Consider the following 15,829-nt stretch of genomic DNA (forward strand, 5'->3'; position numbering starts at 1 on the left):
TACCGGATAGGTGATTAGTTGAACGATTTTTTTATGAACAATTACCATACTGTAGCTCTTTAGACGACGAAACCTGTTGTAGATTTGTAATATTAACCTGACACATTATATTCACTATTTTCATTCGACATCATTCGTTAATAATAATGTTTTTTCTTCGAAAGACATTTTGAAATCCTGTGAGAAAGCGAAGATTATAAAAAAACAGGTCAATCATGGTGGTATCTGACCATAATCGACCTGCTTCGTGTAACTACATTCTTCGTTTTATCTCAGGCCCAAGGTTAGAACTTAGTTAATAATATAAACCTGTCTATCATATTCTATTTGATTATTATCAACGTCTACTTTAAGCTGACCTGATAATACCTTATCCAAGTGCCACCACCATTGAGTTATTGGCTCCGCGCTTTTGTTCCAGATAAAAATTGGTTGTAAATAATCGTGATATTCCTCGGCCCTATCTAGAAGAGCTTTGTCATATTCCTTTAAATTTACTTTATCCTCTTCATCAAGCGCTGAATATGCCTCCCATAGTGAACTTCTAGATGCTAATAAATAATGATATTCAAAAGGACTCAGGACTAATTCGTCTGATATGCCATAACCAAAGTTTCTAATAGTAACTTTAATGTCTGTCATTATTTAAGCACATCCTTTATTTGACCTATATATTTATATCCTTTATCTGGTGCCAGATAACCTTCATATGAAGGTTTGGTTGGAGGGAACGACGTTTCCATAATTCCATCTTTTCCAACCATTACAATCCAATCTTTATCCCCAATAACATAGTATTTTTGAGAGAACCCTTCTTTATAATACTCGTATATCTCATTGTTTGAGTTCCTAACTAAACTCATAATCTTATTATTATAATCTTCTGCTGTCCATGTATCTGGTATATGTCCATACTTCTTTCTCGTTTGAATGTGTTCTTCTAATTTTCCAGGTTTCCATTGTGGCCCATTTTCAAACATATTACTCAGTAAATCCTGAATTACTTTCCTCGTTTCAGCATCAACTTTCCCCGTACCCTCAACCCGCTCACCATTCTCCAATTCCTCATTATGCTCAAGCTTCTCTTCCACCAGCTTGGATTCCTTTGAGCCGATTCGTTCAAATAGCTCTCTCAACTGAGGACCCAGCCTTGCCATGAGCTGAGCGCCTTTTGCCGTGCCGCCTACAACGGTCAGTATCTCTACAACTTTGGCTAAGTCACGACCAAACTGCTGGTTTTCCGAATATTTCCCGTGACCATCCAAAATATATTGATAATTGTTCGATACATTCTCGAATGGCTTAACAAATTCATTCGCCAGCGTCTGCCCGACTACTTCGCCGATCGCTTTTATTGTAATCTTCTTATCGAAAATCGCTTTCCCCAATTCGAATATGCCTGGTATGGTTTCATTATACAAGCGTGAATCAAAAGGGTTCAACGCCAGCACGCCATCGATAATTTCTAGTCCATCCTCCACTAATTGGCTGACAAATCCATCCCCAATCCCAACGACTGTCGCCATTTTGTTCAAATAGCTCGAAGAAATCTCATCCGGCGAATTGGCCCAGTGAATCTTTCTGCCTAAGGAAACATCGGTGTGAGCCATGTACAGCAGCTCGCTGTTGATCTTGCCGTCCACCTCAATGCTCGTATTAAATACGCCCTGATAATAGGAGTTGTTCTTCAGCACATGCTGATACATCCCGACTGCGATGAGAAGCTCCTTATTGTATGAGCCCGTTATACCGCCTTCATAGAAGCCTAATTTCTTCAGATAGCCCTGCATCTTTTCGATATCAGCTTTAGGTACATCCTTGTTGTATTGTGCTATTGTATCACGGAACATCTTGTCCGTACGTAATTGCTTCCAATCGATCTGGAAGAAATTCGGCTCTAGCTTCTTAATATCCAGCGTTGCGCCATGCTCCAATTGATCATAAGCTTCCCAATAGGATTGTAACGCTTTCTCAGAGTCGACCTGCTTGATCGCTTCTTTCATTTCTTTGCGCAATGTCATAACCGCTTGATTGCGTGTATCCATAACAAAGGATGGCAACGCGAATAATCCCTGTTTGCCATTGGTATGCTGATTGAGTGCCTCCAGCATGCTCTTTATTTTGGCCGTTCTCGTATCAATTGTATGCTGATAGTTCTGATAGGGCTGTGCTTGATCATTGGTACTTGCCCGAATGTCCCAGCTCATTTTCTTGTATTCATATAGCTCTTTCATTTGCTTGTCTAACTCATTCGTATTGGTGGGAATTAAATAGTTTCCCATTCCCGCTTTCTTAGCCAGCTCCACATTATGAACTCTTGCAAGCTTGCGATCCTGAACATTCGCTTCCATATGTTCATCGCCTTTATACGTCCACTCCATCATAGAAATGCGAATGGTCTCACTATTGATTGCATCCAGCTTCGTATCGAAAGCTGTACTCAATGTTGTGTATTTACTGTTAGCTGCATTCTTCAAAGAGGCGAGCGCCGCTGTCATTTGACTCGAATTCGCACTGGCAGCGCCCTGCCAAAATTGCTGTTTAGCCAATAGAACGCTTGTATTCATCTTATCAAGCTCAACAATGGCCGTTGCAAGAGGATCAGCTTTGAGATTGTTTTTCGCAATTACTTTTAGCGCTGCGATGTTTCGATCCGGAGACTCCATCCTCTCCATCTGACTCCATTCCGTTTTTTTCAGATGCAGGAGGAAGCCGTCTACCTTAGACTGACTGACAGATGCTGATCGGCTAATAGTAAGCGTCGTTCCTTGAGCCCGGAGCTGCTGAAGATGCTCAATCGTATTGATCGCATTGTCATAATTGCCGTTCTGAAGATGCTCACTGAGCTTATTGCGCGCAGTCAAAAATGTCGTGTTCTTCTCATCTACCTTGGTCTGACCAATAATCCCTTTTACATTGCTATATTGATTCTGCAAGCTCGTAATCGTTTTCTTCAATGCGATGTACCTGTCGGAATTACCCAGGTCAACCTCATTCCAATAGTCTTTCTTCAATCTCATGATCTCGTTATTGACTCTATTCATTGCAATGTCGTGGAAGTCAACAGAAAGCTGTACCCCGCGGAACTGGTTGAAGATCCCTTCCAACTCTTTAAGCACCGCCGTATTATCTATTGACTCGACTGCAGTGGAATTGGCGACATTGGACCAGTATTGCGCCCGCTTGTTCACAATCCCGTTCAATCTGCTGTTCATCCCGTCGATAGTGGGTTGGGACAGCTGAATTAGCCCAGCTTGCAGCGGCGAACCTACGCTATTGCGAATTTGTCTGGCTTCCTCAAGCGCCCTGGCTGCTGCTGCATGACTATTATCCAATGTGAGGCTGCCATACTCCGCGAATTTAGTAAGAATGCTTTTGTTAAGCTGATCTAACTTGTAGCCATCACCTGATAGAGAGCTGCCTGATCCCGAAGCCCGTGTCATCGCTAACTGAGCATTCTCCATTCCTTTGGAATCAAATTTGCTTCTGGCTTCGTAATAATCCTTCTTGGCTTGCAGGAACTGGTTGTTCTGATTATCAAGCTGAGTCAATTCGTTGGTTCTTGTATTTACATATCTGACCGACGCTGCCGCTTTGCCAGCCCGGTCAGCCGCATCCATTCCTGCTTGATCCAGATTAGCTCTCGCCTGCCACCAAGCTTTCTTCGCCTGCAGCAGCTTCTCTTGAGCCTGCAGCTTTGCATTGTATAGAGCCGTTTGCTGATTCTCAAGTGCTATCAGCTTGTCCGTTACCTTAGCTCCCTGTTTCTTCAATCCTTCATAAGCTTGATTCAGCTCATTAGCTTTGGACACATCATCATTTAATTTTGCAGTCCAGAACTGCTGTCTTACTGAGAACAGTCTCTCATTCAATAGGTTCTGAGCTGTGTTCGGATTCGGTGCTGGAGGTGCTGGAGGTGCTTTGGGTATTGATGCTTTTGCCCTTTCCTGCGCTTCGTATTTGGCCCGATACTGGCTCTCCATCTGTCTCATCGAATCCGTGTCCACAGCACCTTTGGCTCGCCACCTGGCACCCTCGGCTTCCGCATTTCTCAAACCGGCTTCATTACCAGCCAGCTTGGCTTCCCACCAATTTCTTTTGGAATTGTATAGATTGTCATTGACGAAGCTCTGCCATCGTTTCTGATTGGATTGATCCAACTGGGCCATCTCATTCGTTTCTTGAGCTCCCTGACTGCGCAATGTAGCACCTAGAGATGCAGCAGTGTTCATGCCTGCCTGATCATCACGAAATCGGGCATCCCACCATTGGCTCTTGGCACTTAATAGCAGTGTGTTCAAAGTGCTCTGAGAAGGTTTGCCATATCCCGAAGAGGAATAGGATGTGGAAGAGGATGATGAGGTTGAAGGAGTCGTCGGACGACTTGGTGTCTGCGTTGCTGGCGGTGTTGGACTTGAACTTGTTGAACCCTCATTCCTGCGGGCAATATTATCCCGTATTGCTGCAACAACTGCACTTACGTTGATAACAGCATTTGTGGACGAGGATGAAGATGATGAGGTTGAAGGAGTCGTCGGACGGCTTGGTGTCTGCGTTGCGGGCGGTATTGGAGTTGAACTTGTTGAGCTCTCATTCCTACGGGCAACATAATCCCGAAATACAGCAGCAACTGCACTTACGTTGATAACAGCATTTGAGGATGAGGATTGACTGCTGGTTGTTGGAGGTGGTGTTGAAGTTTTGCTTGTAGCTGCATTTTCTTTCTCTTTTTTCGCTTGCATGTATTCTTTTAAGAGTGCACCATTAATGGTAGTCACAAATCAAACCCCTTTATATACAAAATGCAATAATGTTGATTCTAAGTCTTTTTGATAAAATATGTCAATAATCGTATTTATTAATTTTTTATCATAATTCATAGACTTAACACCACAAACCATCGCTTAAATTGGCAATTATGATGAGGTGCAATTGTCACTAGCGATACAGGGCCGTTATTTAGTGCCATTTTCCCAATCACGTCCGATGATCGTTTGTCCCGATCTAACCTTTCCCTTACGGATCGAATAAACAGTTTTACGTTTCGTAAATATTCTTTGCTGTCCGTATAATGATCTTTGCAGTCGACTTACATGATTTTCGATTTGAACGAATGAACTGCACCAAATGGATACTCAGCGGCGCATAGATAAAATTCAAGTCGTGCATGCAGTCAGAAAAAGTAAATCCGCAACAATCGCAGCATTTGAAAATCGATTCTTATCGGGCATCTTTATATGGAAAATAATTAGGCGTATGTCCTTCGGAATAATGACAAATAATCTAGGAAAGGGTTGGTTAGCTGGCGATTAATGGAGGGATAGAAGCGATGCCGAACTGGATGGAAGTGGCCCTGCGCACTTTATTGGCCGTTGTGGTGCTGTTCGTTATGACCAAGCTGCTGGGGAAGAGACAGGTTAGCCAGCTGTCGTTGTTCGAGTATATTACAGGAATCACGATAGGAAGTCTGGCAGCATATATATCGCTTGACCTTGATGCAAGATGGTATATGGGAATTGTTTCTCTGGTCGTATGGGTAGCTGTATCAGTAGGCATCGAATTTCTGCAGATGAAGAGCAAGAAGGGGCGCGATTTCATCGATGGCAAGGGAACGGTGCTGGTTAAGAAGGGCAGAGTGCTGGAGGACAACCTGAAGAAGGAACGAATGACCTCGGATGAGCTTCTGGAGCAGCTGCGCAAGAAAAATGTCTTTAAGGTAGCAGATGTCGAATTCGCAATGATGGAGCCGAGCGGCGATATCAATGTGATGCTTACGAAGGAAAACCAGCCGTTAACAGCCAAGCATCTGGGCATAAAGATGGCGTCCGAGGACGTGCCGCAAGCTGTTATCATGGATGGGGTCATTATGGACGAGGCATTGCAGACGGCCGGTTATGATCGGGCTTGGCTGAAGGGCCAATTGGATAGACTTAGGACGACTACGGAGCAAGTGTTTCTCGCTCAGGTGGATTCAAACGGGAAGCTGGACGCAGATTTGTACACCGGCGACACGCAGGCGCAGTTGCAGTCGCAAATGAAGCAGGCTGAGAAGGCCGACTTGTACTCGATGATGACCAAATGCAAAGCCGATCTGGAGCTGCTTGGCAGCCTTGCAGCCAAAAACAAGCGAGAGCAGCAGAAGTATCAGCAATCCGCGAGCAAGCTGCAGGATGTCATCGTAGAAGTGGAATCGCTGCTTCGCAAATAGTGCAGCTATATAATACGGATGGCGGATGGGAACAGAAGTCGCTGCGCAGGCAGAATGATCATACGATCGCTGTTGTTTACAGATTTTCTGATGATAGCGGGCTTCTCCATAATGAAGCTGCAGGAGGCGGGCAGAATGAGCTGCCAGCCTCCCGCAGCTTTATTGTATCTTCATATTGCACGCATTGACACTTTAAGATGCCGTCTGCTAGACTGATGGTCAATATATTGACTAATAAGGAGAGATGTATGGACCAGCTTCAGAGAGAGATTGTCCTCAATGTCTACCGATGCTCCAATCTATTGGAACGAGTGGGCAGAGGGCTGGTGAACGAGGTAGGCTTATGCAGTGTGCAGCAGTGGTTTATTCTTGGGGTGCTGTATCGGCAGGGCGAGCTCTCGCTCAAGGATTTGACTAATAATCTGCTTGTCACTAAGCAGAATATTACAGGGATGGTGCAGCGGCTGAAGCAAGGCGGTTATTTGTCTGCCTGGGAAGATCCAGCGGACAGGCGGATAACCCGTGTCGGCTTGACTGATTTGGGCCGACAGGTATTCGAGGAGCTGTTTCATTCGAGCTCCGCGAGTAATGAGGACACCTTCTCCAGCTTCTCCCGTGAGGAAGTGGAACAGTTGTCGGAATTGATGGCGAAGCTCGTTAATGTATTGCAGCTGCAATCTGAGAGAGAGAAGGAATTAAGAAATGGACAAGAGTAAAACCAATACGACCTGGACGGTCGCTGCTCTGCTGCTTGGTTTGTTCATGGCAGCGCTGGATCAGACGATCGTCTCTACAGCAATGCCGACAATTATCGGAGAGTTTGGAGACTTTGAGATGCTCGTTTGGGTATTCTCTGCGTATATGATAGCCAGTGTTATCGCAACACCGATATTCGGCAAGCTGTCTGATATGTATGGACGCAAAAGATTTTTTGTCATGGGCCTGATCGTCTTCCTCATTGGCTCGATTCTGTGCGGAATGGCAACGAATATGATTGAGCTCATTCTGTTCAGAGCGCTTCAGGGTATTGGCGGCGGAGCCATTATGCCGCTTTGCTTTGCCGTTATATTCGACATCTTCCCGCCGGAGAAGCGCGGCAAGATGAATGGTCTATTCGGTGCTGTGTTCGGCTTGTCCAGCGTATTCGGGCCGCTGGCGGGTGCTTATTTTACAGATCAAATCGATTGGCGCTGGGTATTCTATATCAATGTGCCGCTTGGCATCATCGCGCTCATTCTGCTCGGCCTCCACTATAAGGAGACGGTCAACAAGGTGAAACAGGTGATTGACTGGGCGGGAGTTGCGCTTCTAACAGCGACGATTCTAAGTCTGATGTTTGCACTTGAGCTTGGGGGCAGCGGGAAGTATGCCTGGGGCTCGGTAGAGATTGTTAGCCTCTTTGCCGGCTCCGTCGTGTTCTTGATCCTGTTCCTGCTCGTAGAGCGTAAAGCAGTCAACCCGATTGTGTCGCTGCATTTATTTAAGAACAAAGTGTTCACTGCCAGCCAGGCAGCCAGTTTCTTATACGGAGCTATTATGATTGCCGGAGCTACGTACATTCCGATTTTTGTCCAGGGTGTATACGGGGGCTCGGCAAGCGCGGCAGGACAGACGCTTACACCGATGATGCTCGGCGTTGTTGCCAGCTCCGTCATTGGCGGACGGTTTGTCGGGAAGTTTCTCTTCCGCAATATTATGCTTGTATCCGCGCTTGTGCTTGTCATATCGCTGTCCTTGCTGGGAACCATCAATGTGGATACAGAACGCTGGGTCGTCACTATGTACATGGTATTCGTCGGTCTTGGAATCGGGGTATCCTTCGTCGTCTTCAATATTGCGACGCTTCATGGAATCAGTCCGCAGCATAAGGGAGCTGCTACGTCGATGGTCGTCTTCTTCCGGACAATCGGCTCCGCGCTTGGCGTGACGATATTCGGCGTCATTCAGACCGCTCAGATGAAAAGCAATATAGCCAAGGTTATACCGGATGCACAGCAAGCAGAGGCGCTCTCAGACCCGCAGGCGCTGCTGCAGCCTGCTGTACGGAGCATGTTCGATGCTGAGATGCTGAAGAAGCTGACGGGCGGACTTGCGGATTCTATCGCGTTTATCTTCCAGTGGAGCTTAGTGCTGCCTATATTGGCAGGGCTTCTTGTACTGCTGATGGGACGTGCGAATGTAGGGCAAGAGAAGTCTGCTGAGCCGATTCGCAGCTTTGAATAACGAATAGGAACGAAGGGGGAAGGGGCTGTAGCAGGTATCCGCCTCGCTGCTTTCCTGTAAAAGCAGGGCCATAAAAAAAGTTGGAGAGGAAACGTTGCGTTTTCCTCCAACTTTTTATTTTCGGCGCTTCATCGCCGTGATCGTCTATACGAGGAAGCATCGTTTATCATTCTGGGCGCGTCAATCCTCTTTAGTACTCTCCAAGATGATTCCCCAATCTAGATTATTTTCAAGCACCCTCTTTTCAAAAGCATCAATTCCGTTAGTTGTAATCGCAATTGTAATTTCATCCGAAGAATCGTCCAATGGCTTAACTTCAATAAACCCTTTGTCCAATAGGTAGACAATCGCCCTATGTTGCTCAATATCAGATTGCTGGTAGAACATGCACCTCCAAGATTAGCCCATCCAGTGGGAGTATACCATACCCAATAGATAGGCTATTAGTTGTTTGCTGAATTTATTCAAATGGTTATCCGCCAACCATATATTCTCCATCAAAAGACTTTTGTCCTGAAAATTACATGTACATCACAAAAGAGACTTTTTTACAAAGTTTATATTATAGGAACTTTTATATGTATATAAAGAGGGAAGCTCCTTGTCCTATGCTTATCAATGAAAGGTGTTGATAAGCGGATGTCGGAGACTCTTCTTAAGCTCGTCGGGGCTAAGATTCGTAGCGCCAGAAAGGCAAAAGGGTTATCTCAGGAACAGCTTGGAGAACAGGCAGGATTCCATTTAACTTATATAGGTGGAGTAGAGCGCGGTACTAGAAACATCTCGTTGGCAAACCTTGAACGAATTGCTGTCGCACTTGAGATGAAAGCCCATGAGCTGCTTCAATATCATCAAGAATTTGGGGATTTAAGGAATAGAAATGACGCTCTAAAAGAAGTGATTGATCTGCTCGCTAACCGCGAAGACAGTGAGGTTAGAATGGCAACCCGAATTCTAAATGAGATTTTCCTGGAATACTCCCAAAAACAGAAATAAAGTGGAACTCCTGATCCAGCTTGTTATTCTAATCATCTGCATGTGGTTAATTTTGTCCAATTGCAGTGGGACATATCGCTCGAATCCGCCAAAAATACCCGCATATTCCAATACAGCGAAGTGGTGCATTATAGTCCGCTTCTTTTTTATTTGCTTACACACAAGCCCTACAAACGACTGTTGACTAGTAAATGGAAAATGCTTACTATAAGAAACAAGTATCGGGAATTTTTGAAGATTCCAAATCGAATTCATAATCTAAAGAATCTCCACATTCAACTATGACAAGGAGGGAGCTCATGTTGAATTATCCCTCTTATATTTTTCTGAAAGGGAGTTGATCACGATGAAGTACATGGTAAGCGCACTTTTTTTCACAGTTAGTTTTATGATGTATGCTTTAACTGAAGTCATTGAAGTTGTCGTTCACAAAGCAATTATTGCCTATCTTACAGTCAACCAGGCCGCCTACTCTGAGGATATGTTCCAACTCGATTTTCAAACGATTAAAGTCGTTTTTCTGTGGTTTACAGTTGCATTTGGACTACTGGCTATTTACTCATTTATTGCAGAGGAGAGAAAAATAAATAAAGCCAATAGATAAACGCTATTTGGTACGTCGAGCGACTGGAAGCAGCAGGTATAAGCCTCGTTGCTTTCCTGCAAAAGCAGGGTCATAAAAGTTGGAGCGGAAACGTTACGTTTTCCCTCCAACTTTTTATTTTAGGGGCTTATTGAACAGCCCCTTCGCCGTATTCCAAGCATCTTTATATTTCAATATACTTAGAATATCTATTTTTCATTTCTTTCCCCATGTTCATTGAGCTAAATTCTAATGCATCATGGAAATCTATCCTCGATGCGCTCAAAATTAGTTCTCGGCTCGCAGTATCGTTTTGTTCAAAAAAGTATCTTGGAAGATTGTGAAGAGATCGAATAATATCATGGATTAAATTTTTATGAACGTTGGAGATAAATACCCTTTTGATCTTTAATATGTTTAACAACTCAGAAGTTAGCTCTTCCATTAAATCGACTATTGTTTCATCTTCACTATTTTTACTGTTTTGCAATACATCTATATACGCTTCTTCTTTCAATTTTACGATCAAATCGAAAGATGTCTGATAATATTGTTTCGCTTCTTTAGTCATTTCACACAGTTCTATGTACTGATTTAATATGTTCTTATCTGCTTCCGAAAAACTGACATCTTTCATACGGGAGATCGTATTTTTCCATAATTCAGCTTCTCGTAGTATAAAATTCCTATATCCGTATTTCCAAACCTGACTGTACACCCTTCCTTTTTCAAGAACAAAACCGTTATACAAAATCACTGCATACAATGTGTTTTTTTTTCAAATACGCCCCTCCTTATTCCACTTATTCACTTGAGAGTTTGTTCTTGGAGAAGTACCATTTTTATTTAGTGGTTGTCCACTTATTCCAGTTTTAGCAACGTCTCCTGTAGCCTTTTCTGATATTTCATAACCATGTTGTGGTTTTGTGCTAGCCTTACTATTACCATTAGGGACTTTTCCCGGCCCCTCAGTATCCAATCCATCTCCAGCCTTCGAAGACTTCCCTAAATTAACTTTTGTAGTACTCTCCTCAATTACATCATCCGCTTTATCTCCCCAATTGAAAAGCTTAGGCACTTTTTTTTACATGCTTAAGTGGCGGAATAAAGATACTGAACCCCGACACCAGATAATCGCCAAAAGATATTATAAATGTTTTAGCAGAGTTGCCTATGTCAAATGAACCCTTTCAATAGATGAGACTTACAACGTGACAGTAAGATCAGGGCATATTCCAACTTGAACCATGAGGTAGGAATATGCCTCTTTGCATGCCCAAAATCAAAGGTGGAAGAAAATATTTACAAAGCAGATACATGAAGTTGACGTAAATGCAATCCTAGATTTCATGCCAAGAGTAGGCTCCGTAAAAGGGAAAAACCTGTTAACCAGATGGCGATCATCCAGCGGGCAGCGATGGGTGAGATGCCGGAAGATATTCTCCGAGCAATTGGGAAGAACGGATTAAATGCTTCGAGTGAAACGCTATTAATGACAGCGGCAAAAGGAGGTATAATAAAACCAGGTCTGTGGAAGGGAAGCATTACTGCAAACGATATCTCGCAATTAACCCCCTCGCAGCTGAAAGAAATGGACAAGCTGCTGCAAGCAGGCAAGATCTTGGATGATGCAGAGATCCAGCGGGTCGGGGACACGACAGTCCCGAATCCAATCAAGCCACCGGAGAAACCACCGGTGACTAAGGGGACGGGTAAACTTCCAAATCGTATTTTTGATGAATATGGTAATCCTCTCCCCTATGGCTTTTCTAACGTCAAACAATATAATGATTTTGTTAAAGTCATGAAAGCTGATTTACCAGCGGGAACACAAATTTTATTCCAAGGAAGTTCTGTTTCAGGGAAAAGCTATAAATCTGGTAAAGTTTTTGATGAAGGAAGGGTTAGTGATTTTGACATTGCTTTGGTAAATGATGATTTATTTCTTGAGGCACTGGAGATAGGGAGAAAGGGTGGTTTTAAAATGAAAACAGACTCGAATCGAATAGGACCACTTGATAAAGACCAACTTGCGGAATTAGGATTAAAGAAACTCATAGATAAACTATCGAAGGAAGCTGGAAGGCCTGTTAGCTTTATGCTTTGTGAAAGTGTAGAACAAGCACTTAAAAGACCCAGCTTAATGGTGACGCCATGACAGAAAAATATATAAAGCTTGGAGCAACTATAGATGATATTGACAAAGTAACAAATGACTTGCGTAATTTGTTGCAAATTAATTTTTCAGAACACGAAAGTAGTTACTGGGGTATTTATAATTTGGCGAAGTTATCTGATTCAGAGGAGATTAAATTAGGATTTAACTATGTAGATGATGACTGGAGAGAGGAAGACCATACAGACTGTCCTTTAATACTCGAATTAAATTGCTTACAACAAGCAGAAGAGACGATGAACTTGCTGTGTGATAAACTGTCGTATCTAGTGCCCTTATACATGAAGGAAATTGACTCTGAAATCTCTTCAAAGAAATATATTTTTGAGAAAAGCCAACCAAAGCTTGTGTACGAACATTTTTATAAAAAAAGGAAATAAAAAACTTCTTGAGAATAAAATTAGCATCACAGATATTGTATAGGGTTGGTCTGTCAAGATTTTTGAGTAAATCATTTACAATCCAAACAACAAGATCGTACAATCTAACCAACAAAGCCACAATACGAGCTAGTCGCTCGTGTTTTATTTCATTCTCCGAAATGGATGGTAAACGGCTTGGTGAGATTCAGATTGAGAATAAACCGTCTGCATTTGATGACCTGATGAAGTTCGTCAAGAAGCATACGACAAAAGGCTTGACCCCTGTTTATGGGATGGAAGATATAGGCGGCAACGGCAGAGCCTTAACCGTTCCCTGTCGAGAAGAAGCAAGTTGTTAAGGAAGTCAATTCCGCCTTGTCTTACAGCGAACGAATGAGCCATGCCACGACCGAAAAGAGTGATAGTTGGGATGCGTTCTGCATCGCCAAGGTGCTTTGGTCCTAGAAGAATTGGGGTTTCAGGTGTATTCGGGCTCCAAAGCGGGGCAAGAACCTTACAGTCGGCAAGAGCTTCTCAAGCTTTATCTTTACTGCTATATGAACGGTATCCGATCCTCTCGCAAGATGGAATCCGAGACGAAAAGAAATATTGAACTGATGTGGCTGATTAGTAAGCTCCAGCCAGATCACGGTACTTTATCTGCTTTCATGAAGAGTAACCAATCGGCCATAAAAAAGCTGTTTAAAGAATTCACCTTACTGTTAAAAGGTTTCGGGCTAATTGATGGTCGACTTGTCGCGATTGACGGCACAAAAATAAAGACGAACTGCTCTAAAAAGAAACACTTTAATGACAACATTATCAGTAAGAAGCTGGAGCATATCGATGAAAAAATCGATGCCTATTTGCGCGACTTTTTAACGGAGGACAATCGCCTTAAAAGCAGGACATCACAGAAAAGTTAGAGGTTTATCACGAGAGAATGCACAAGTTGCAGGCAATGAAACAAGAACTCAAGGAAACAGGTGAAATTCAGCTGTGTGTTACTGATCCGGATGCCAAATCGATGAAAAACAACGGGAAGTATGAAGTTTGCTTCAATGTTCAAACTGCAGTGGATAGCAAGTATAAATTGATCGTGGACTGTGATACGGTCAATGATGTCAATGATCAAGGGCAACTGTCCAATATGGCAAAGAGAACAAAGCAAGTTTTCCGTAATCAGAAAATCACAATTCTGGCCGATACAGGATATTACAACTATCTTGAAATCATCGACGTTGTCGACGAAAACACCGAACTCTTAATAAAGCCACAGAAGGGAAAGCATAACAAAGTAGTTAGCGGATTTGATAAAGGGAACTTTGAGTATGATGCCATAAACGATAGATATATTTGCCCGTTGGGTTATGAATTACCTTTCAAATGGAATGGGCGTTACACCTGCGAAGCCTTAGATATTTGCGGACAAAAGGGATGCACATCTGCCAAAGGTGGGAGGTCGGTAACCAGACTTATAGATGAAGAAGTGATTGGACAGATTGCCGAAAATACCCATAGTAAAAGCAATGCATATAAGCAAAGAGCGGCAATCATTGAGCACCCTTTTGGGACGATAAAACGTCACCTGGGATATACATACTTTTTAACGCGAGGATTGGCATCAGTAAGCACTGAGACCAATCTGATTTGTCTTGCCTATAATCTCAAGAGATTGATCAAAATAAAGGGAGTGAAAGAGCTCATATGTCTCTTCAGAGACCGAGCTCCTTCGATTTCTAATATGCACAACTCGACTTAGGGACTTATTGGACAGCCCCATGTCTGGACATTCATGCTTTGCTTGTGAGCGTTGCTGTGTTATGCCGGAGCTTGCAAGCCGCTCCCGCAGCATGTGGTCGGCCGGCTTATGAAGCGGCCGCAGCTGCCCGGGAGGCTTGCCGCTGGAGCAGAATCGCACAGACAATAAGGAGCAGCATAACGAGTGCAATAGCTGCGAATAGCCAGCGAGTGGCATCCGGTCCATGCTGATCCATGAACCATCCTGCCAGCTTGGGCAGAAACGCTCCGCCGATACCGCCGAAGCCGATTAGCAGGCTCGTTGTTTTCTCGGTCATGCCGGGCATCGCGCGGTTGGCAAATACAAGCGCTATGGCGAACATGCCGGACATGGTCAAACCGGCGATTGTAGTCAGGATGAACGTATCTGCTGTTCCGTCCCGCCAACCCATAAGGGCGAACAGCACCGCCGATATGATGCAGGTGAGGAGCAAATAAGCGCCTCCTCCAATACGATCGGCGATTTGCCCTGCCGCCATACGGCCGATGACCATCGCTCCCCAGAACAGGCTGATCGCCAGCGTTGCCGAGGATTCAGTCAATCCGTTGGTCTGTACAAGCAAAGAAGGCAAATAATGAACATAGCTCATCTCTAATCCGACATAGATAGCGAAGAACAGGGCACAGGCGATCAGGACCGCAACGCCGTAGCGCCGATTTACAGGCTTGCCCGCGCTCTGCTTCTCATCTGCGTCTGTATGCGCAAACGGAGCATTCACAATTGACGGCCAGTAAATGATCCACAGCACCAATGCCACGACAGCGAGCAGCCCGACAAAGCCGAATGCCGCTTTCCAATAGCTGATTTTAATCAGCGCAGCGCCAGCGAAAGGCATGATGAGCGCGCCCACGCCGAAAAATATTTCGACGCGGCTCATCGCAGTATTCGCCTTCTTCCCGGCAGCGCCAATAACGAGAGAGCCGATCACAGCCTCCAGCGTTCCCAGGCCGAAGCCTGCGACTGGAGCGATGGCAAGCATGACGCCCCACGGGGGGAGCAGGGTGTAGATCGTCTCCGCTGCGGCGGTTATTCCTAATAAGAGAAGAATAATGAGCTTTTTGTTAAAGCGCCGTATTAGCCAGGGAGTGCTGAATATACCGAGCAATCCGCCGAGGAATTGATGCATGACAAGCTGACCGCCGTCACCGTATTGGACGCCATAGGCATGAACCATAGGCTCCATTACGGCTCCGATTGCAAGCTGTCCAAGTCCCACGACGAAATAGGTTACACATGCCAGAAAAATAAGCCGGGACAAATTGAAATCTCCTTTCACTAATCAATGCACACTTTCTTACCATACCACCGAAAGCGATTTTTGAGTACAGAAACATCCCTTGGAACAGAAACTGAGCCCGATAGGCAATAACTGAAAAAATTGCTTATACCATGAACTGGTCTTAAGTCCAGTATCAGGTGCGTCTGGAGCGGTATTGAATATCCTAGTAAATGGTATATACTTTATGAGGTGAATCATTAC

Annotated in this window: 16 protein-coding genes; 10 read left to right on the forward strand and 6 right to left on the reverse strand. The window is 44.2% G+C overall.

Annotated elements, in window-relative coordinates; all coding sequences use genetic code 11:
• Positions 1-291: 291 nt before the first annotated feature.
• Positions 292-642: a hypothetical protein gene (locus tag L6H65_RS06310; RefSeq protein WP_236339648.1), complete on the reverse strand. Its 351-nt coding sequence runs from the start codon at positions 640-642 to the stop codon at positions 292-294.
• The gene (locus L6H65_RS06315) at positions 642-4,301 is read right to left on the reverse strand and encodes a peptidoglycan-binding domain-containing protein (RefSeq protein WP_236339649.1); all 3,660 of its coding nucleotides are present in this window, start codon (positions 4,299-4,301) and stop codon (positions 642-644) included. Before L6H65_RS06315 ends, L6H65_RS06310 begins: the two co-directional genes overlap by 1 nt.
• A gap of 43 nt (positions 4,302-4,344) precedes the next feature.
• Here L6H65_RS06315 and L6H65_RS06320 point away from each other — a divergent pair, with 43 nt between their 5' ends.
• The 4 genes from L6H65_RS06320 (at position 4,345) to L6H65_RS06335 (ending at position 8,431) form a co-directional block, all read left to right on the forward strand.
• Positions 4,345-4,611, forward strand: a complete 267-nt coding sequence (locus L6H65_RS06320) for a hypothetical protein (RefSeq protein ID WP_236339650.1) — start codon at positions 4,345-4,347, stop codon at positions 4,609-4,611.
• Positions 4,612-5,329: 718 nt separating this feature from the next.
• The gene (locus L6H65_RS06325; protein WP_236339651.1) at positions 5,330-6,208 is read left to right on the forward strand and encodes a DUF421 domain-containing protein; all 879 of its coding nucleotides are present in this window, start codon (positions 5,330-5,332) and stop codon (positions 6,206-6,208) included.
• A 248-nt stretch (positions 6,209-6,456) separates the two neighbouring features.
• Entirely contained in the window at positions 6,457-6,924 is a 468-nt protein-coding gene (locus tag L6H65_RS06330) for a MarR family winged helix-turn-helix transcriptional regulator (protein ID WP_236339652.1), read from the forward strand.
• A complete protein-coding gene (locus L6H65_RS06335) occupies positions 6,911-8,431 on the forward strand; it encodes an MDR family MFS transporter (RefSeq protein ID WP_236339653.1) in 1,521 nt (506 codons plus the stop codon). The genes L6H65_RS06330 and L6H65_RS06335 overlap by 14 nt, the downstream gene beginning before the upstream one ends.
• 180 nt (positions 8,432-8,611) lie before the next feature.
• Here L6H65_RS06335 and L6H65_RS06340 read toward each other — a convergent pair whose 3' ends face one another.
• The gene (locus tag L6H65_RS06340) at positions 8,612-8,818 is read right to left on the reverse strand and encodes a hypothetical protein (RefSeq protein WP_236339654.1); all 207 of its coding nucleotides are present in this window, start codon (positions 8,816-8,818) and stop codon (positions 8,612-8,614) included.
• Between the two features lie 252 nt (positions 8,819-9,070).
• On the opposite strand from L6H65_RS06340, the gene L6H65_RS06345 reads away from it, so the two are divergent.
• Both L6H65_RS06345 and L6H65_RS06350 read left to right on the forward strand, forming a co-directional pair.
• Positions 9,071-9,427 carry a helix-turn-helix domain-containing protein gene (locus tag L6H65_RS06345; RefSeq protein WP_236339655.1) on the forward strand — a complete coding sequence of 119 codons (357 nt, stop codon included), beginning with the start codon at positions 9,071-9,073 and terminating at the stop codon, positions 9,425-9,427.
• Between the two features lie 346 nt (positions 9,428-9,773).
• The gene (locus L6H65_RS06350) at positions 9,774-10,031 is read left to right on the forward strand and encodes a hypothetical protein (protein WP_236339656.1); all 258 of its coding nucleotides are present in this window, start codon (positions 9,774-9,776) and stop codon (positions 10,029-10,031) included.
• Positions 10,032-10,194: 163 nt separating this feature from the next.
• Here the strand turns inward: L6H65_RS06350 and L6H65_RS06355 are convergent, their stop codons facing one another.
• Positions 10,195-10,776: a hypothetical protein gene (locus L6H65_RS06355; protein WP_236339657.1), complete on the reverse strand. Its 582-nt coding sequence runs from the start codon at positions 10,774-10,776 to the stop codon at positions 10,195-10,197.
• Positions 10,777-10,788: 12 nt separating this feature from the next.
• Positions 10,789-11,088, reverse strand: a complete 300-nt coding sequence (locus L6H65_RS06360; RefSeq protein ID WP_236339658.1) for a hypothetical protein — start codon at positions 11,086-11,088, stop codon at positions 10,789-10,791.
• Between the two features lie 315 nt (positions 11,089-11,403).
• Here L6H65_RS06360 and L6H65_RS06365 point away from each other — a divergent pair, with 315 nt between their 5' ends.
• From L6H65_RS06365 to L6H65_RS06380, 4 genes are all read left to right on the forward strand, one after another.
• Positions 11,404-12,168 carry a hypothetical protein gene (locus L6H65_RS06365; protein WP_236339659.1) on the forward strand — a complete coding sequence of 255 codons (765 nt, stop codon included), beginning with the start codon at positions 11,404-11,406 and terminating at the stop codon, positions 12,166-12,168.
• Positions 12,165-12,566, forward strand: coding sequence for a hypothetical protein (locus L6H65_RS06370; protein ID WP_236339660.1), 402 nt, complete (start codon positions 12,165-12,167; stop codon positions 12,564-12,566). The genes L6H65_RS06365 and L6H65_RS06370 overlap by 4 nt, the downstream gene beginning before the upstream one ends.
• Before the next feature lie 407 nt (positions 12,567-12,973).
• The gene (locus L6H65_RS06375) at positions 12,974-13,474 is read left to right on the forward strand and encodes a transposase (RefSeq protein ID WP_236339661.1); all 501 of its coding nucleotides are present in this window, start codon (positions 12,974-12,976) and stop codon (positions 13,472-13,474) included.
• Positions 13,475-13,509: 35 nt separating this feature from the next.
• Positions 13,510-14,310: a transposase gene (locus tag L6H65_RS06380; protein WP_236339706.1), complete on the forward strand. Its 801-nt coding sequence runs from the start codon at positions 13,510-13,512 to the stop codon at positions 14,308-14,310.
• Between the two features lie 106 nt (positions 14,311-14,416).
• Here the strand turns inward: L6H65_RS06380 and L6H65_RS06385 are convergent, their stop codons facing one another.
• Positions 14,417-15,607 (reverse strand): MFS transporter, encoded by a 1,191-nt coding sequence (locus L6H65_RS06385; RefSeq protein ID WP_236339662.1) that lies wholly within the window; start codon positions 15,605-15,607, stop codon positions 14,417-14,419.
• Positions 15,608-15,829: the final 222 nt, after the last annotated feature.

It is taken from the genome of Paenibacillus plantiphilus, from assembly GCF_927798095.1.
In the GTDB taxonomy this organism is placed as follows: domain Bacteria; phylum Bacillota; class Bacilli; order Paenibacillales; family Paenibacillaceae; genus Paenibacillus_Z; species Paenibacillus_Z plantiphilus.

Excerpts from the sequence above, each read along its gene's own strand:
- L6H65_RS06310 (WP_236339648.1), bottom strand. The coding sequence starts at position 642 with ATGACAGACATTAAAGTTACTATTAGAAACTTTGGTTATGGCATATCA.
- L6H65_RS06325 (WP_236339651.1), top strand. The coding sequence starts at position 5,330 with ATGCCGAACTGGATGGAAGTGGCCCTGCGCACTTTATTGGCCGTTGTG.
- L6H65_RS06330 (WP_236339652.1), top strand. The coding sequence starts at position 6,457 with ATGGACCAGCTTCAGAGAGAGATTGTCCTCAATGTCTACCGATGCTCC.
- L6H65_RS06335 (WP_236339653.1), top strand. The coding sequence starts at position 6,911 with ATGGACAAGAGTAAAACCAATACGACCTGGACGGTCGCTGCTCTGCTG.
- L6H65_RS06340 (WP_236339654.1), bottom strand. The coding sequence starts at position 8,818 with ATGTTCTACCAGCAATCTGATATTGAGCAACATAGGGCGATTGTCTAC.
- L6H65_RS06345 (WP_236339655.1), top strand. The coding sequence starts at position 9,071 with ATGTCGGAGACTCTTCTTAAGCTCGTCGGGGCTAAGATTCGTAGCGCC.
- L6H65_RS06350 (WP_236339656.1), top strand. The coding sequence starts at position 9,774 with ATGAAGTACATGGTAAGCGCACTTTTTTTCACAGTTAGTTTTATGATG.
- L6H65_RS06365 (WP_236339659.1), top strand. The coding sequence starts at position 11,404 with ATGGCGATCATCCAGCGGGCAGCGATGGGTGAGATGCCGGAAGATATT.
- L6H65_RS06370 (WP_236339660.1), top strand. The coding sequence starts at position 12,165 with ATGACAGAAAAATATATAAAGCTTGGAGCAACTATAGATGATATTGAC.
- L6H65_RS06380 (WP_236339706.1), top strand. The coding sequence starts at position 13,510 with ATGAAACAAGAACTCAAGGAAACAGGTGAAATTCAGCTGTGTGTTACT.